Below are 16,070 nucleotides of genomic sequence, written 5' to 3' on the forward strand. Positions count from 1 at the left end.
AACCTCCGGGAACTCCCGATTGAACCGGAGAACGCAAATCGAACGCTAGAATCGACAGGTGCACGCCCACGCTGAGGCACGGCTTCGGAGCGGGCAGGCGTCCGAATCGAACAGTTCGTGTGTCAAAGGAGTTCCATGCCCGAAGGCAGAGTCATCGATGTCGACGTCTCCTCAGAGATGGAGAGCTCGTACCTCGAGTATGCGTATTCGGTCATCTACTCACGCGCACTGCCTGATGCTCGTGACGGCCTCAAACCCGTGCAGCGTCGCATCGTCTACCAGATGGGCGATATGGGGCTGCGCCCGGAGCGCGGTCATGTGAAGTCCTCCCGCATCGTCGGCGATGTCATGGGCAAGCTCCACCCCCACGGCGATTCGGCGATCTATGACGCACTGGTGCGTCTGAGCCAGAGCTTCATCATGCGGGTGCCGCTGGTCGACGGGCACGGCAACTTCGGCTCCCTCGACGACGGTCCCGCCGCACCCCGCTACACCGAGGCCCGCCTGACCACAGCGTCGATGCAGATGATCGCCGGTCTCGACGAGGACGTCGTCGACTTCGTTCCGAACTACGACAACACGCTCACCCAGCCCGAAGTGCTGCCGAGCGCCTTCCCGAACCTGCTCATCAACGGGGCTTCGGGCATCGCCGTGGGCATGGCCACGAACATGGCCCCGCACAACCCCGGAGAGGTCATCGCCGCCTGTGCGCACCTCATCCGCAACCCAGAGGCCGGTCTGGCCGAGCTCATGCGCTTCATCCCCGGACCCGACCTGCCCACCGGAGGTCGGATCATCGGCCTCGACGGTGTGCGTGAGGCCTACGAGACGGGACGCGGCACCTTCCGGACCCGCGCCACCGTCTCGATCGAGAACATCAGCGCCCGCCGCAAGGGCATCGTCGTCACCGAACTGCCCTACCTCGTCGGCCCGGAGAAGGTGGTCTCGAAGGTCAAGGATGCCGTCGGTGCGAAGAAGCTGACGGGAATCGCTTCGATCGACGACTATTCCGATCGCAAGAACGGCATGCGTCTGGTCATCGGGATCAAGAACGGCTTCAACCCCGAGGCGGTGCTGGCCGAGCTCTACCGGCAGACTCCGCTCGAGGAGTCCTTCGGCATCAACAACGTCTGCCTCGTCGAAGGCCAGCCCTCGACGCTGGGGCTGCGGCAGCTGCTCACGGTCTACCTCAGCCACCGCATCGACGTCGTCCGTCGGCGCACGGTCTTCCAGCTGCGCAAGGCCAAGGACCGGCTCCACCTCGTTGAGGGTCTGCTCATCGCGATCCTCGACATCGACGAGGTCATCCAACTCATCCGCTCCTCCGATGATGCGGCCACGGCACGCACCCGGCTCATGGACGTCTTCGAGCTCTCCGAGCTGCAGGCGACCTACATCCTCGACCTGCAGCTGCGCCGGCTCACGAAGTTCTCCCGCCTCGAGCTCGAAGCCGAGCGGGACGAGCTGAAGAAGCGCATCGACTACCTCGAGTCGCTGCTGGCCGATGAGGCCAAGCTGCGCGAACTCGTCGCCACCGAGCTCGAAGCGACCGCTGAGATCATCGGGACGCCGCGGCGGACCGTCCTCATCGAGGGGTCGATGAAGGAGCTCACCGCCAAGGGCAGGAAGGCGCCGACGAACCTCAAGATCGCCGATTCCCCCTGCCGGGTGCTGCTGTCGACTTCCGGACGCATCGCGCGCACCTCGGATGCCGCACCCCTGGCGCGGGAGGGCCGACGCTCGAGCCATGATGCGCTGACCTCGGAGATCGTGACCACAACCCAGGGCAAAGTCGGTGCGGTGACCACGGCCGGACGCCTGCATATGGTCGATGTCGTCGACCTTCCGGCACTGCCTCCGGCCGCCGCGCGACCGAATGTCGCCGGTGGTGTGAAGATCGCCGAGTATGCGGCCCTGGAGAAGAACGAGAAGATCCTCGGGCTCATCGACCTCGATCGCGAGTTCGTCGTCGGCACCGCCCAGGGCGTGGTCAAGCGCGTGTCGGTGGCCGGACGACCGAACAAGAACGAGTGGGAGACGATCACTCTCAAAGGCAAGGACACCGTCGTCGGCGTCGCCCAGCCGGAGGACATCGATGATTCCCTGGCCGTGTTCGTGACCTCGAACGCTCAGCTGCTCGCCTTCGACGCCTCCGGGCTGCGGGCCCAGGGATGGAATGCTTCGGGCGTGGCCGGGATCAAGGTCGCAGCCGACGCCCGGGTGGTGTTCTTCGGGATGACGCCGAAGGCCGCGAAGACCGATGAAGACGGAGCCGCGGACGCCGAACTCGGCAGCTTCGCCGTCGTCACCATCGCCAGCGGAGAGAACTTCTACGGCGCCCCGTCCTCATCGATCAAGGTCAGTGAGTTCTCCGAGTTCCCGACGAAGGGCCGGGCCACCTCGGGTGTGCGGGCGCACAAGTTCCTCAAGGGAGAGACCGAGCTGTCTCTGGCATGGGTCGGGGATTCGCCGCAGGCCGCAGCCTCGGCCGGCGGTGCTCGCACGTTGCCCGCGGAACTGTCGCGGCGTGACGGCACGGGATCCCCGTTGGAGTCGAAGATCGACGTCATCGGCACTCTGCCCCGCCTCGGTGGGGCCGAGAGCATCGACCATTCCGCAGCAGACGCGGCGGAGGACGCCGAGACCGGTGGCCAGGCGACGACCGATACTGCAGAATCGACCGCCGAGGCGAGTTCCGGTTCTGCCCCGCGCGCCGGGAAGGCGAAGCCCGCAGGCAAGAAGTCCGGGGGCAAGAAGCCTGCGGGCAGGGGACAGCGTGGTCAGCAGGGATTGGCGACGAGTTTCGATGGGCTCGAACTCGATCTCGATGATGCGAAGGACGAGATCGCCCGGGCGAAGTTCGATGACGAGGACGCCGTCATCGTCTCCCACGACGATGAGGACGATGACGGCTCAGCACTGTTCTGAGTCCGTCGAACATCTCGGGGCGCTCAGCCCTCTCCCTCGTCGTCGAGATCGAGGCGCATCCGCGTCGCGGTGCCGCGCTTCATCTCACCGATCGAGGTCTCCCCGAGACCGTGGAGCGAGATCGAATCACGCGGTTCGTAGACATAGTCGTCGGAGGCCGAGAGCACCCGCGCCGTCTCTTCGTCGGTGAAGATCGTGCCGGGATCGGCGACGGCCGTCAGCCGTGCCGCGAGGTTGACGCTGGAACCGAAGATGTCGCCGAGGCGGGAGAGCACACGTCCCCAGACGAACCCGACCCGCGCCTGCGGCAGGTCTTCGGCCGCGGTGACCCGTTCCATGAGCGTCATCGCGATCTCGGCTCCGGCCAGCGGCGTCGAGGCGGCGAAGAACACCTCATCCCCGACGGTCTTGATGACGCGGCCGCCGCCGGTGGCGACGATGTTGTAGGCCATGCCCTGGAACTCCTGGACCATGTTCGCCAGCTGCCGCGGTTCCATCTTCTGCGAGAGACGGGTGAAGGAGACGAGGTCGATGAATCCGACGGCCCTGGCCAAGGGCATCGATGAGTCGTACCAGCCCTGACGGTTGTCCATGGCCAGCCCGTCGGAGACGTTGACGTTGAGTCGCCCCATGACATCGGCGAGGTTGCGTCGCCATGAATAGGTGAGCATCTTCTGCAGAGGGTCGATCATGTCCTCGACGACCTGCAGGGCATCACGTCGGGCTTCCGGATCGGTCAGTCCCTTCTCCTCGGTGAGGAACTCGACGAGCGTCTCCATCTGCCAGACGACGAGACGGTCCGTGGTCTGTCCGATCGCACGCGCCAGCGACAGCGCAGTGGTCTGGTCGATGAGGCCGTCGGCGACGGGCTTCGCCCAGATCCGCAGCGCATGAGCATCACTGACGGTGTAGGCCTTGTCCGATTCGTTCGCCTGAGACATGCCCAGCGCGCGCCACATCTTGCGTGCCGATACCGTCGAGATCCCGCCGAGCTTCGCGGCCTCACGCCGGTCGAGGACGCGTTTGCCGTCGAGCAGGATCTCTTCGAGGCGTTCAGCCGCCGTCCGCGTCTCATAGATCGTGTCATCGAAGTCCGGAGCGTCGGCATCGACGTTGACCGATGCGCTCCCGTCGTCGTCCTCGACGGTCGGCATCGCCGAGGTCCGCGGGTCCTCCCGCAGTCCGCTGAAGAAGTCCTCCTCGTCGTCGGCCCGCGTGTTCGTCTCGCCTGCGCCCCGGCCTGCGGAGTCGCTTGCGTCGGTGGTCTCGATTCCGCGGACCAGATCGTCATCGCCGTATTCGATCCCCGGCACCGAGGCGGCTGCTGCACTGCCCTGCGGCCCCGAGTCGTCGGCCGAGTGAGTCGGCGGTCGGTCTTCGGTGATGACGGGAATCGAGTTCGGTTCGAACGGGGCTCCCGCCTCGCTGGCGGAATCGCTGGCGGAATCGGTGGCGGAATCGGCCTCGGCGCGGGTGCCGGATCGGTTCCCACTCTCGGTCGACGACGCAGGGGCTTCGTCCACCGGCACATCGGGGTCGGACTCTCCGGACTCGGCGGCACGGGGCTCTGCACTGGTCGAGTCGCTCGCGCCCGCTGCCGCCTCGTCGACATCAGCTTCCATGTCGGAAGGGCTCGCTGCGCGGTCCTCCGCCTGCCCTCCGGTGTTCTGCGACTGTGAGACTTCGTCCCGGCTGTCGGCGGCCCCGACTTCTGCGGTGCCGAGCTTTTCGGGGTCGACGATGTCGAAGCCGGCCGTGAAATCGGAGACCGCCATCACCGCTCGCCTTCGGTCGGAGCCGTCGGCGGTGCGACGGGACGCAGGTGGTGGACGTCGCCGGCGCTGACGGACACGCGGTCGTCGATGATGAGGTCAGCGTCGGAGTCGAGGCCGGTGGCGATGCCGATGAGGTCCGAGCCGTCGGGTTTCTCCACTCGGACTCGCGTCCCGAGCGTCACCATGTGCTCACGTACTCTCTGCGCCGCAGTGCTGGAACGGAAATCCGTCTCGCCATACTCAGCCAGCTCTCTCAAACAGGGAATCAAGGTGCTCAGAATTGAGACTAGCAACGCTTCATGATCAATTTCTGAACCGTGTCTGCCGGTTTCTATGGCGATCGAGCTCGCATCGGCACGCGGCAGGTCTGCCGGTTCCAATCGCGTGTTCAGCCCGATCCCCAGCACGATCTGCGGACCGCTGGCCAGGGGTTCGATGCGGGCGAGGATCCCGCACAGCTTCTTCCCTTCGGCGGTGAGCACATCATTGGGCCATTTAATGACGGCGGGCACCCCCACCTCGGCGACGGCAGAGCGCACGGCCTCTCCTGCGATGAGCGCAATCCAGCCCCAGCGGGTGAATCCGGCCGGGGGCGTGAGGAGGATCGACCAAGTCAGCGAGCGACGGGCAGGCACAGTCCAGGTGCGCCCGAGTCGACCATGCCCGGAGTTCTGGAAATCGGTGCCGCGGATGGTGAACTCGGCCAAGGGGGTGCCGTTCGCTGCGTTCTCGCGAACCAGCCGAGCGAGGTCGTCATTCGTCGACGGACAGTCATCGTCCCAGATCAGAGGCGGAAGCGAGAACCCACGGTCCGCCGCTGCGCGGAGCACGGAGTCGGCGTCGACGAGAAGAGGAAGGTGTTGGCTGTTCACCAGTCCACTCTAGATTCTTTTGGTGAGAGTGCACAATGATCGCCTCTTCCATCGTTATTGTGGAGGCATGACGGATACCCCACGGACTACAGCCGAACGCATCGACGCTTTCATCCAGCGCCGGGACGCGGCTCACACCGGCAACCAGCGCTCGGTGGACAATCAGCACAAGCGCGGCAAGCAGACCGCCCGTGAACGCATCGACGCTCTCCTCGATGACGATTCCTTCCAGGAGATCGACGAATTCGCCCGCCACCACAACCACCAGTTCGGGATGGAGAACAATCGTCCCGACGGTGACGGTGTGGTCTGCGGCCTGGGCACGATCGAAGGCAAGACCGTCGCGGTCTTCGCTCACGACTTCACGGTCCTCGGCGGGTCGCTCGCCGAAGCGAACGGACGCAAGATCGTCAAGGTGCAGAAGCTTGCGCTCAAGCTCGGCTGCCCGATCATCGGCATCAACGACTCCGGCGGCGCCCGTATCCAGGAAGGCGTCGGCTCGATCGCCCTCTTCGCCGAGATCTTCCGCCTCAACGTCGCCTCCTCCGGCGTCATCCCGCAGATCTCGCTGATCATGGGGCCCTCGGCCGGCGGTGCGGTCTACTCCCCCGCGCTCACCGACGTGACGATCATGGTCGATCAGATCAGCCACATGTACATCACCGGCCCCGACGTCATCAAGACCGTCACCGGTGAGTCGGTCGGCCACGAAGAGCTCGGCGGCGGCCGGACGAACAACACGGTCTCGGGCAATGCCCACTACCTCGCCAGCGATGAGGACGACGCACTCAACTATGTGCGCGATCTGCTCTCCTTCCTGCCGCAGAACAACCTCGATCCGGCCGATGCCGACGAGTTCGAATCCGATCTCACGCTCACGGCCGAAGACGAGGCGCTGGATACGCTGATGCCGGATTCTCCGTCGCAGCCCTACGACATCCTCGACGTCGTCACCGCTGTCCTCGACGACGGCGAGTTCCTGCAGGTCTCCGAACTCTTCGCTCCCAACGTCGTCACCGGCTTCGGCCGAGTCGAAGGGGTCAGTGTCGCCGTCATCGCCAACCAGCCGATGCAGCTGGCCGGAACCCTCGACATCGACGCTTCGGAGAAGGCCGCTCGCTTCGTGCGCCTGGCCGACGCTTTCAACATCCCGATCCTCACCTTCGTCGATGTGCCCGGGTTCCTGCCCGGAACCGACCAGGAGTACGGCGGCATCATCCGTCGGGGCGCGAAGCTCATCTACGCCTACGGTGAGGCCACGGTCCCGCTCGTCACGCTCATCACCCGCAAGGCCTACGGCGGTGCCTACTGCGTGATGGGTTCGAAACAGCTCGGTGCCGACATCAACCTCGCCTGGCCGAGCGCGCAGATCGCCGTGATGGGCGCCCAGGGTGCGGCGAACATCGTCTACCGACGCAAGCTCAAGGCCGTCGAAGAGGCCGGTGAGGACGTCGAGGCCGCACGCGCTGAACTCATCCAGGACTACGAGGATGCGCTGCTCAACCCGTACCTCGCCGCCGAAGAGGGGTACATCGACGCCGTCATCAAACCCAGCGAAACCCGCAACCGGATCGTGCGCTCCCTGCGGGCGCTGAAGAACAAGCATGTCGACGCCCCCGCGCGCAAGCACGGTAACATCCCACTATGAGCGAGGATGCACACACCGATTCCGCAGCCGTGCCCGAAGCGGACCACACCGCCGGGGCGAGCACTTCAACCGAAGCGGACCCCGCAGCTGGAGTGACCACCTCCATCGAAGCGGACCACACCGCCGAGGCGGTGGCGGAGTCTCCGGAGACGCTGCGGGTGCCCTCGGTCGAGAGTCGATCACGGGTGCATGCCGATGACGGAGAGCCGATCAGCGATGAGATGGCCAGCGCCGCGGCCGTAGCCGCCGTCGTCGCAATCCGCCAGGTGGCGACCGCCTACGCCGCGCAGCAGGCCGAAGCCGCAGCCGAATCCGAGACCCGCAAGGGCGACCTGGCAGGCTTCCGGGCTCCCCGCCGGAATGTGCGCAGACGTCTCCCCCAGACCTGGACCCAGAAACTGGGACGCTGACCTCTCGGCAGAACACGACTCGCCGCAGGAGCTCGCTGAGGGCGCCGACAGATCGACTGTCGGTGCCCTCAGTGTCTCCGCCGGCACCGCATCTCGGAACGAGCCTCGCCGAAAGGACCGCTGCGCGTCGAGCGGACCGGTTGCAACTGGTCCGCTCGACGCGCAGCGGTCCTTTCGGTGCCGCCGGTCGGCCAGGGCCGACACTCCGCGACTATCGCAGGCGGTACTGTTCCTTAGCCGGATCCGCGCCGGTCTCAGGTGCCACCCGGGTCGTGCCGGGCTCAGTCCCCAGCGCACCGGTGTCGGGTGCTACCCGGATCGTGCCGGTCTCGGCCCCGGGTGCGGGACGGGACTGCTCCTCGACCGAGATCGTGCTCAGTCGCTGCTGGCCCTGCGGCTCGGAGTCCCCACGTGCGGCTCCGCCCATGTCCTCTCCGTAGACGGCCTCACCGCGAGCGACCATCCCGGCGACATCGGAGAGTTTGAGCTGCGGGAGGAACCAGGCGAGGACGAAGGCGAGGAGGAAGACCGGAACCATGTACCAGAACGACGGCGCCAGCGCATCGGCATAGGCGTTGACGACGAGGTCGTGGATCGGACCGGGCAGGCTCGCCACCGACTCGGGCGTCAGCGAATCCGTCGTGGGAGCGCCCGCCGCGGCATTGGCCGCATCCGCCGGCAGGCCTGCCATCGCCTCGGCGATCTTGTCCGAGAGTCGGGAGGTGAAGATCGATCCGAACAGTGCCGTGCCGACCGACGCACCGATCTCCCGGAAGTAGTTGTTCGTCGAGGTGGCCGTGCCGACCATCGCCGGGGCGACGGAGTTCTGGATGATGAGGACGATGATCTGCATGACCAAGCCGAGTCCGAAGCCCATGGTGAAGATCATCGTGCCGACGAGGACCATCGAAGTGTCCGCGGTCATCGTCGTCATCCACGCGAGCCCGGCCCCGGCGATGAGGGTGCCCAGCAGCGGGTAGATCTTGTACTTGCCCGTCTTCGACACGATGATGCCCGAGACGATCGAGGTGAGCATGACGCCGGCCATCATCGGCAGCATGAGCAGCCCGGACCCGGTGACATCGGTGCCCGCAGCCATCTGCATGAACGTGGGCAGGAACGCCATCGCGGAGAACATCCCCAGGCCCAGCAGCAGACCGATCGTCGTGGAGAGCACGAAGGTCGGGTTCTTGAACAGCCGGATCGGGATGATCGGGTTCGACACCTTGGATTCGACGATGACGAAGATCACCGCGGCCACGATGGTGCCGATGATGAGGCCGATGATCGTCGGTGAGTCCCAGTCATAGTCGTGGCCGCCCCAGCTGGTGACGAGGATGAGCTGCGAGGTCGCGGCGATCATGAACACGATGCCGAGGACGTCGACCTTCTGGTCGGAGCGGTGGCTGGGCAGGCGCAGAGCGAAGAGTGCGATGAGGAAGGCGATGATGCCGATGGGCACATTGATCCAGAAGCACCAGCGCCAGTCCAAGTGCTGGGTGAAGAATCCGCCGAGCACCGGCCCGAGGACGCTGGAGATCGCGAACAGGCCGCCGAGCGGGCCCATGTACTTTCCGCGTTCGCTGGCGGGGATGATGTCGGCGATGATCGCCTGGGAGAGGATCATCAGTCCGCCGCCGCCCAGGCCCTGGAATCCGCGCCAGGCGATGAGCTCCCAGAAGGACTGGGACATGCCGGAGCCGAAGGAGCCGACGACGAAGATCGCGATGGCGACGAGGAAGATGATCTTGCGTCCCCACATGTCGCCGAACTTGCCGTAGAGCGGCATGACGATGGTCATCGCGAGCAGATAGATGGTGACCAGCCAGGCCTGATGTTCGACACCGTCGAGTTCGCCGACGATGGTCGGCATCGCTGTGGACACGATCGTCTGGTCGAGGGTGGCCAGGAACATCGCAGCCATGAGGGCTGCGAAGATGAGGACGATCGTCTTCTTCGTGAGGACGATCGGGGACTTCTCGGCCGGCTGCACGTTCGTGCTCATTCTTCGTCCTCCTTGAAGATCTCACGCAGTTCATCGAAGAGCCGGTCGACCACCGGGCCCGGATCCCCTTCGAGTCGGCGCATCCGCGTGAAGGTCGCCTTGAGCGCCATCATCGCCAGGGCGGCGACGGCTTCGGCTCTCACCGAGACGTCCTGGTCCTCGGTCTCCGAACAGGAGAAGATCTCGTCGGTGCCCGTGGATTCCGACGCCGAGGCGGTGCCGGGCCGGCCGTCGAGGCGACGTTGGATGATCCGTCGGAAGAGACGTTCGTTGTTGCCCATCCGCGCCATCTGCAGCTGCAGCAGCGAGGGGTCCTGTTTGAACATGAGATGGTACTGGTGCATCTCTTCGCGTTTGCTCATCCGAGTGGCGACGATGAAGGACAGCAGGTGTTCGAGATCGGCGACGAGACGGCCGTGGGGTCCGCCGGCTTCGAATTCCTCGATCGCCGGTTGGTCCTCTTCGTCGAACACGGTGTCGGCGCGACCGAGCAGGGCCTCTTCCTTCGACGAGTAGTAGTTGAAAAAGGTGCGCCGGGAGACTCCGCAGCGTTCGCAGATGTCTTCGACGGTGACGTTGTGATAGCCCTTTTCCAGGGCCAGATCGATCGCGGCACGGCGCAGGGCCTGGCCGCGTTCGCGCTTCTTGCGTTCACGCAGCCCTTCGGACGGTGCCGCTTCCTCTTTGTCGGAACTGAAACTCATGATCCCAGTATTGCACTCAGTGCATTTTTGCCTCAAGTGCAACTAACGTGTTCTGAGGCACATTCCCATCGCTCCCGCAGCGAACCGGATTCAGTGCCCCGTCGACGAACGGGGTCGCCGCCGATTCCGGTCGGGCCATTCGGTCATCGAGTCGAGCCTCGGGGACGGGCCGAAACCGTCAGCGGATGAGCTGCACGGTCGACATGCGCATCAGTAGCCGAGCTTCGCGTTGGCCAGCACAGGGACCGTCTCGGCGGCGGAGTCCGCGGCACTGAGGTCGAGGTCGACGATCTCGAGGCGTTCGGCGCCGTCGAGGGAGACCAGCACCTTGCCCAAGGGGTCGGACACGAGGCTGTGCCCGACACCGGTCGGCCCCTTCTTCGGCACCTCGACTCCGGTGACTTCGGGATCGGCCTGGCCGAGGGCGGCGATGAACATATTCGAGTCCAAGGCCCTGGCCCGGGCGAGGATCTCCCACTGTTCGACCTTGCGCGGACCGGCGCCCCAGGAAGCGGCGACAAGCGCGAGGCGGGCACCGCGTCGGCTGAGTTCGGCGAAGAGTTTGGGGAAGCGGATGTCATAGCACAGGGCCAGCCCGATGTCTTCGCCGTCGATGTCGATGACGACCGGCTCCTCTCCGGCCTCGACGGTGTCCGACTCCTTGAAGCCGAAGGCGTCGTAGAGATGGATCTTCGCGTAGTCACGGCGTTCGCCGCTCGGTGCGTACACGGCCAGCAGATTGATGACCTTGTCCGCGGCCGTGGCGAATTCGCCGACGATGACGGTGATGCCGGAATCGACGGCGAGTTCCTGCAGCGCTGTCCGCCAGGTTTCGGAGTTCTCCTCGGCGATGGCGCGCAGTCCCGACCCGAAGGCCGACATCGTGGCTTCGGGGAAGACGATGAACCGGGCGCCCGCAGCGGCTGCCTCATGCGCATAGGTGCGAACCTTCTCGAGGTTGTCGGACACCGAGGTGGTCGAGTTGATCTGAGCGAGAGCGAACTTCATTCTCATCCTCCGGAAACGGGCGTGCGAAGGAGGGTGCGCCCTCCCTGCGGTTCACTCTCAGGCTATCTCCTCCCTCGCGCCGGCGGAACCGTGCGGAGCTCACCTGGCCGTCGGAACAGCCCAACCATGCGGAGCCACCTGGCTGCCGACGCAGCCCGGAACGGGGTCCCGGTGGCGGCATGTGCCTGTCAGGCGAGGAATTCCCGGCCCGGTCGACCGCCTCGGCGACGTCCGTGGACCCACACGTAGACGACGATGGCCGCGACGACGAGTCCCGCGCAGACGAGGAACATGCCATTGCCTCCGGTCAGCGGATAGAGGAAACCGAGGACCACCGGGCCGATGCCCGAGCCCGCGTCGAGGAGGAGGAAGAACGACGCGGTGGCCTCGGGGACCCTGCTCATCGGCACGGATTTGACCGTGATCGCCTGCATGCACGGCATGAGCGAACCGAAGCCGAATCCGATGAGCACACCGGCGAGGACGATTCCCGGCATCGTCGGCCACAGGGCCAGGAGGAGATTGCCGGCGATATCGCAGATGAAGACGGGGAAGATCACCGCATTGTCGCCGAAGGCGTCCTGCATCCGGCCGACGAACAGGCGGGCGACCAGTGAGGCCGCAGCGAAGGCGACGAAGAACAGCGAAGCCGCCGCAGCGACTCCGTGTTCGGCCGCGTACCCGGCGAGGAAGACGAGCGCCGCGGCGTACGCGGTTCCGGCCAGCAGCATCACCGAACCGATGCGCAGACCGTCCCGGTCGACGAGCGTGCCGAGGGTGAGCTGCCATTTCGTCCGGCGCTGATAGTCGCTGAGCTCCTGGACCGGCAGGCGGATGAGCACACAGGAGATGAGAGCGAACACGGACATGATCGCCGAGGCGATGAAGAGCATCGCGAAGTCGAATTCGCGGGGGATGATCACCCCCAGGTACGGACCGAGGGCCGTCGACAGAGTCGTCGCGGTCCCGAAGTACCCGGTCCCCTCACCTCGCCGAGAGGCGGGGATGATGCTCTGGATGGCGGTCATGATCGCGGTGTTCCCGGCTCCGAAGGCGATGCCGTGGACAATGCGGAGGACGAGCAGGAGTGTGAGACCGTCGGCGGCCATATACGCCAGCGAGGCGAGGACCGAGACCGCCATGGTGATGATGAGCAGAGTGCGACGGCCGATGAAGTCGAGATACTTGCCCGTGAGCACACGGGCGACCACGGCACCGAGGACGAACGATGAGGACGCGAAGCCGGCGGCAGCCTCCCCGGCGGAGAACCGGGCGACGGCGTATCCGGCCATGGACGTCATGAGCAGGTAGAACACCATCGACATCGACAGATTGAGACCGATCCCGACGATGAAGTCCTTCGTCCACAGCTTCGCTCGTGCCACGGGAGTTCGGCCTCTCTTTCTGCTGTGCGTCGGGACCTTAGATACACTAGCGGGTTCGAGAGCACGACAGTGCTCGGGTCCACCGCGGATGTGACTCAGCTCGCGATAGGGTGGAGGACATGACCCAGAAGAGAACCCCGTCCGCCGTCGACGCGGTCGCCGAAGCCTACGTCGATGACATGCTCGCCCTCTCCCCGTCCCTGGCCCTCTACCTCGGGCTCGACGGCAAGCAGGGACTCGATGACTTCTCCCCCGCCGGGCTCGCCGCGCTCAATGATGTCACCGTCGCGACCCTGGCCCGACTCGATGAGGCCGCGGCCGAATCCGAGCTCGACGAGGTCGATCTCGTGACCATCGATGCCATGCGAGATCGCCTCGGTGTCGACCGGGACTGCTACGAAGCCGGACTCAAGCACTCCAGCCTCAACGTCATCGAATCCCCACTCCAGCAGGTCCGCGACGTCTTCGACCTCATGCCCACCGACACCGTCGCCGACTGGCAGACCATCGCGACCACGCTGGCCGCGGTGCCCTCCTCGCTCGCCGGCTATCAGGAGTCGCTGGCGATGGCACGCGAGGACGGTCAGGTCGCCGCTCGGATACAGATCGAGAAGGTCATCGAACAGGCTCGTGCCCTCGCTGAGCCCGGCAGCAGCTTCGACCGCCTCGCCACCGGCGCAGGCGATGTCCCCGAGACTCTGCATGGCGAGCTGAAGTCCCACGCCGAGGCGGCCCGCGAAGCCGCCGCCGGTCTTGCCGACTTCCTCGGTGAGCAGCTGCTGCCCGCCGGCGGAGAGAATGAAGCCTGCGGACGCGAAGCCTATGCGCTGCACTCCCGGGACTTCCTCGGCGCCGAAGTCGACTTCGACGAGACCTACGCCTGGGGGCTCGAAGAGCTCGCCCGCATCGATGCCGAACAGCGCGAGATCGCTGCGAAGATCCTGCCCGGCGCAGACCTGTTCGAGGTCATGGAGGAGCTGAACAGAGATCCCGACCGCACCCTCAAGGGCGCCGATGCTCTGCGCGAGTGGATGCAGGGGGTGGCCGACGAAGCGATCACCGCACTCGGCAAGTCCCATTTCGACATTCCCGAACCCGTGCGCACGATCGAATGCATGATCGCACCGTCAGCCACCGGCGGCATCTACTACACGGGCCCGACCGATGACTTCTCCCGACCCGGCCGCATGTGGTGGTCGGTGCCCGAAGGCGTCACGGAGTTCGCCACCTGGCAGGAGAAGACGACCGTCTATCACGAAGGTGTGCCTGGCCATCACCTGCAGGTCGGCCAGGCCACGTACGTCTCCGACACCCTCAACCGCTGGCGCAGGCTCATGTGCTGGGTGTCCGGTCACGGTGAGGGCTGGGCACTGTACGCGGAGAAGCTCATGGCCGATCTCGGTTTCCTCGACGATCCCGGCGACTATCTCGGCATGCTCGATTCGCAGCGTCTGCGGGCGGCTCGCGTCGTTCTCGACATCGGCTTCCATCTCGGCCTCGAGGCCCCTTCCAGCCTCGGCGGGGGAATCTGGAACCGAGAGAAGGCCTGGCAGTTCCTCACCGACAATGTCGCCATGGACCGGTCCTTCCTCGCCTTCGAACTCGACCGCTACCTCGGTTGGCCCGGTCAGGCTCCGAGCTATAAGATCGGTCAGCGGCTGTGGGAGCAGTACCGGGACGAGGCGAAAACCGCCGCCGGTGCCGACTTCGACCTCAAGGACTTCCACACTCGTGCGCTGGGTCTCGGTTCGGTCGGCCTCGACGCTCTCGGCCGTGCGATGAAGCGCACGCAGTGAGAAGAGGTGAGATGACGTCTGCTGAAACTCCGCGTTCGGAGACCGTGCGGGTCACCGAGGTGCTGCGCAATGAGATCATCGACGGCGACCGGGCACCGGGTGAGAAGCTCGTCGAACGCAATCTCGCGACCGAGCTCGGTGTCTCACGCGTACCGATCCGAGAGGCGCTGAAGAAGCTCGCCTCCGAAGGGCTCGTGACGAATCGGCCGAACACGTGGTCGACGGTCCGGGAGTTCTCCCCCAGCGACATCGCCGACCTCAACGAGGTGCGCACGGTATTCGACGTGCTCTCCTTCGAGCTCGCCGCCCAGAGGCACACTCGCCAGGGTCTGGCACGGCTCGAGGCGACGATGCTCAAAGGCCGTGAGCTCTCGGACGCCGGCGACGTCGTCGGAGCCCACCGGTGCGCCGCGGAATTCCATGCCATCGTCGTCGAACTCTCCGGCAATGAGCTGCTGGCAGAGATCGGCACCCTGCTCGATTCGCGGATGCGCTGGCAGCTGAGCCAGCATGACGACCTGGACGTCGTGGCCACCGAGCATGCTGAACTCTTCGACGCAATCGCCCGTCGGGATCAGGAGCTCGCTGGCGCGCTGGCGGCCCGCCACCTGGGCACGAGCCAGGAGCAGCACGACAAGAAGTCGAAACGGCTGGCCCAGGCCGGCCACTCAGCTGACGGTTCTCCGGCCGATCCCTCCGCCGCACCGCAGGAGTCGGACCCGACCGACTGAGCGGCCGAGGTCAGTCAGGAGACCGTTGCCGAACAGGCGGCCGGGGTCGCTGAGAGGCCGAGGGCGTTCAGGAGGCCGAGGGCGTTTCAGGGAATGGCCAACCGCTCAGGCGCTTCTTCCGGGCCGGGGCATAGGTGCGCACCTTCGAGGTGCTCAGACCGAGCCCGACGAGAGATTCGGCCAGACGCACGGCCGCGGCGACGCCGTCGACGACGGGGACTGCACAGCGTTCGCGGATCGTCTCGCCGAGGTCGGCCATGCCGCCGCAGCCGAGCACGATGGTCTCGGCACGATCCTTTTCGACCGCCGCGGCGGCCTGATCGACGATCGCGGAGACCGCGGCATCGGGATTCTCCTCGATCTCGAGCACGGCCATCCCCGAAGCCCGCACGGACACGCAGTGCGCATCGAGCCCGGCCAGCAGCAGCCGATCCTCGATGAGCGGGACGGTTCGATCGAGCGACGTGACCACGGAGAAGCGGTGGCCGAGGAACAGCGCCAGAGCCGCCCCCGCCTCGGTGATGTCGATGACGGGCACGTCGAGGAGCTCCTGCAGACCCTCCCTTCCGTGCTCTCCGTACCCGGCTTGGATCACGGCATCGAACTGGCCGGAGTATTTGAGCACGGCATCCATGACACCGAGGGCGGCAAGATAGCTCTCGACGTTGCCCTCGCAGGATTCCGCCCCGAATTCGGGGGTCAGGCCGATGATCTCCGTGCCTGCCGAAGCGGCCTGCCGGGCCGCTTCGGCGATGCCTTCGGTCATGGTCTGCGTCGTATTCACGTTGACGACGAGGATTCTCATGGC

12 protein-coding genes are annotated in these 16,070 nt (G+C 65.7%); 5 read left to right on the top strand and 7 right to left on the bottom strand.

What is annotated here, in order from left to right; all coding sequences use genetic code 11:
- Positions 1–135 precede the first annotated feature (135 nt).
- Entirely contained in the window at positions 136–2,928 is a 2,793-nt protein-coding gene (locus ACSE4D_RS01850; RefSeq protein WP_135538096.1) for a DNA gyrase/topoisomerase IV subunit A, read from the top strand.
- Positions 2,929–2,951: 23 nt separating this feature from the next.
- Here ACSE4D_RS01850 and ACSE4D_RS01855 read toward each other — a convergent pair whose 3' ends face one another.
- On the bottom strand, positions 2,952–4,703 hold the full coding sequence (locus ACSE4D_RS01855; RefSeq protein WP_240689605.1) for an adenylate/guanylate cyclase domain-containing protein: 1,752 nt from the start codon (positions 4,701–4,703) through the stop codon (positions 2,952–2,954).
- Positions 4,703–5,575: a biotin--[acetyl-CoA-carboxylase] ligase gene (locus tag ACSE4D_RS01860; protein WP_135538094.1), complete on the bottom strand. Its 873-nt coding sequence runs from the start codon at positions 5,573–5,575 to the stop codon at positions 4,703–4,705. Before ACSE4D_RS01860 ends, ACSE4D_RS01855 begins: the two co-directional genes overlap by 1 nt.
- Before the next feature lie 67 nt (positions 5,576–5,642).
- Here ACSE4D_RS01860 and ACSE4D_RS01865 point away from each other — a divergent pair, with 67 nt between their 5' ends.
- Both ACSE4D_RS01865 and ACSE4D_RS01870 read left to right on the top strand, forming a co-directional pair.
- Positions 5,643–7,223, top strand: a complete 1,581-nt coding sequence (locus ACSE4D_RS01865) for an acyl-CoA carboxylase subunit beta (protein ID WP_135538092.1) — start codon at positions 5,643–5,645, stop codon at positions 7,221–7,223.
- Positions 7,220–7,633: a hypothetical protein gene (locus tag ACSE4D_RS01870; protein ID WP_240689604.1), complete on the top strand. Its 414-nt coding sequence runs from the start codon at positions 7,220–7,222 to the stop codon at positions 7,631–7,633. Before ACSE4D_RS01865 ends, ACSE4D_RS01870 begins: the two co-directional genes overlap by 4 nt.
- A 211-nt stretch (positions 7,634–7,844) precedes the next feature.
- Here the strand turns inward: ACSE4D_RS01870 and ACSE4D_RS01875 are convergent, their stop codons facing one another.
- The 4 genes from ACSE4D_RS01875 to ACSE4D_RS01890 form a co-directional block, all read right to left on the bottom strand.
- Entirely contained in the window at positions 7,845–9,638 is a 1,794-nt protein-coding gene (locus tag ACSE4D_RS01875; RefSeq protein ID WP_425119477.1) for an MDR family MFS transporter, read from the bottom strand.
- The gene (locus tag ACSE4D_RS01880; protein WP_425119478.1) at positions 9,635–10,342 is read right to left on the bottom strand and encodes a TetR/AcrR family transcriptional regulator; all 708 of its coding nucleotides are present in this window, start codon (positions 10,340–10,342) and stop codon (positions 9,635–9,637) included. Before ACSE4D_RS01880 ends, ACSE4D_RS01875 begins: the two co-directional genes overlap by 4 nt.
- Positions 10,343–10,552: 210 nt before the next feature.
- Complete coding sequence (locus tag ACSE4D_RS01885; RefSeq protein ID WP_436326577.1) at positions 10,553–11,350, bottom strand: nitrilase-related carbon-nitrogen hydrolase; 798 nt, start codon at positions 11,348–11,350, stop codon at positions 10,553–10,555.
- A 188-nt stretch (positions 11,351–11,538) separates the two neighbouring features.
- Positions 11,539–12,735 carry an MFS transporter gene (locus ACSE4D_RS01890; RefSeq protein ID WP_436326578.1) on the bottom strand — a complete coding sequence of 399 codons (1,197 nt, stop codon included), beginning with the start codon at positions 12,733–12,735 and terminating at the stop codon, positions 11,539–11,541.
- Positions 12,736–12,854: 119 nt separating this feature from the next.
- Here ACSE4D_RS01890 and ACSE4D_RS01895 point away from each other — a divergent pair, with 119 nt between their 5' ends.
- A complete protein-coding gene (locus ACSE4D_RS01895; protein WP_436326579.1) occupies positions 12,855–14,531 on the top strand; it encodes a DUF885 domain-containing protein in 1,677 nt (558 codons plus the stop codon).
- A gap of 11 nt (positions 14,532–14,542) precedes the next feature.
- Positions 14,543–15,262 carry a GntR family transcriptional regulator gene (locus ACSE4D_RS01900; protein WP_425119481.1) on the top strand — a complete coding sequence of 240 codons (720 nt, stop codon included), beginning with the start codon at positions 14,543–14,545 and terminating at the stop codon, positions 15,260–15,262.
- Between the two features lie 67 nt (positions 15,263–15,329).
- Here the strand turns inward: ACSE4D_RS01900 and ACSE4D_RS01905 are convergent, their stop codons facing one another.
- Complete coding sequence (locus tag ACSE4D_RS01905; RefSeq protein ID WP_425119482.1) at positions 15,330–16,067, bottom strand: aspartate/glutamate racemase family protein; 738 nt, start codon at positions 16,065–16,067, stop codon at positions 15,330–15,332.
- Positions 16,068–16,070: the final 3 nt, after the last annotated feature.

The organism is Brevibacterium sp. FAM 27836 (genome assembly GCF_051351055.1).
Taxonomy (GTDB): Bacteria; Actinomycetota; Actinomycetes; order Actinomycetales; family Brevibacteriaceae; genus Brevibacterium.

Coding starts and splice junctions, on each gene's coding strand:
- ACSE4D_RS01885 (WP_436326577.1), bottom strand. CDS start 11,350: ATGAAGTTCGCTCTCGCTCAGATCAACTCGACCACCTCGGTGTCCGAC.
- ACSE4D_RS01850 (WP_135538096.1), top strand. CDS start 136: ATGCCCGAAGGCAGAGTCATCGATGTCGACGTCTCCTCAGAGATGGAG.
- ACSE4D_RS01880 (WP_425119478.1), bottom strand. CDS start 10,342: ATGAGTTTCAGTTCCGACAAAGAGGAAGCGGCACCGTCCGAAGGGCTG.
- ACSE4D_RS01900 (WP_425119481.1), top strand. CDS start 14,543: ATGACGTCTGCTGAAACTCCGCGTTCGGAGACCGTGCGGGTCACCGAG.
- ACSE4D_RS01855 (WP_240689605.1), bottom strand. CDS start 4,703: ATGGCGGTCTCCGATTTCACGGCCGGCTTCGACATCGTCGACCCCGAA.
- ACSE4D_RS01895 (WP_436326579.1), top strand. CDS start 12,855: ATGACCCAGAAGAGAACCCCGTCCGCCGTCGACGCGGTCGCCGAAGCC.
- ACSE4D_RS01905 (WP_425119482.1), bottom strand. CDS start 16,067: ATGAGAATCCTCGTCGTCAACGTGAATACGACGCAGACCATGACCGAA.
- ACSE4D_RS01875 (WP_425119477.1), bottom strand. CDS start 9,638: ATGAGCACGAACGTGCAGCCGGCCGAGAAGTCCCCGATCGTCCTCACG.
- ACSE4D_RS01865 (WP_135538092.1), top strand. CDS start 5,643: ATGACGGATACCCCACGGACTACAGCCGAACGCATCGACGCTTTCATC.
- ACSE4D_RS01870 (WP_240689604.1), top strand. CDS start 7,220: ATGAGCGAGGATGCACACACCGATTCCGCAGCCGTGCCCGAAGCGGAC.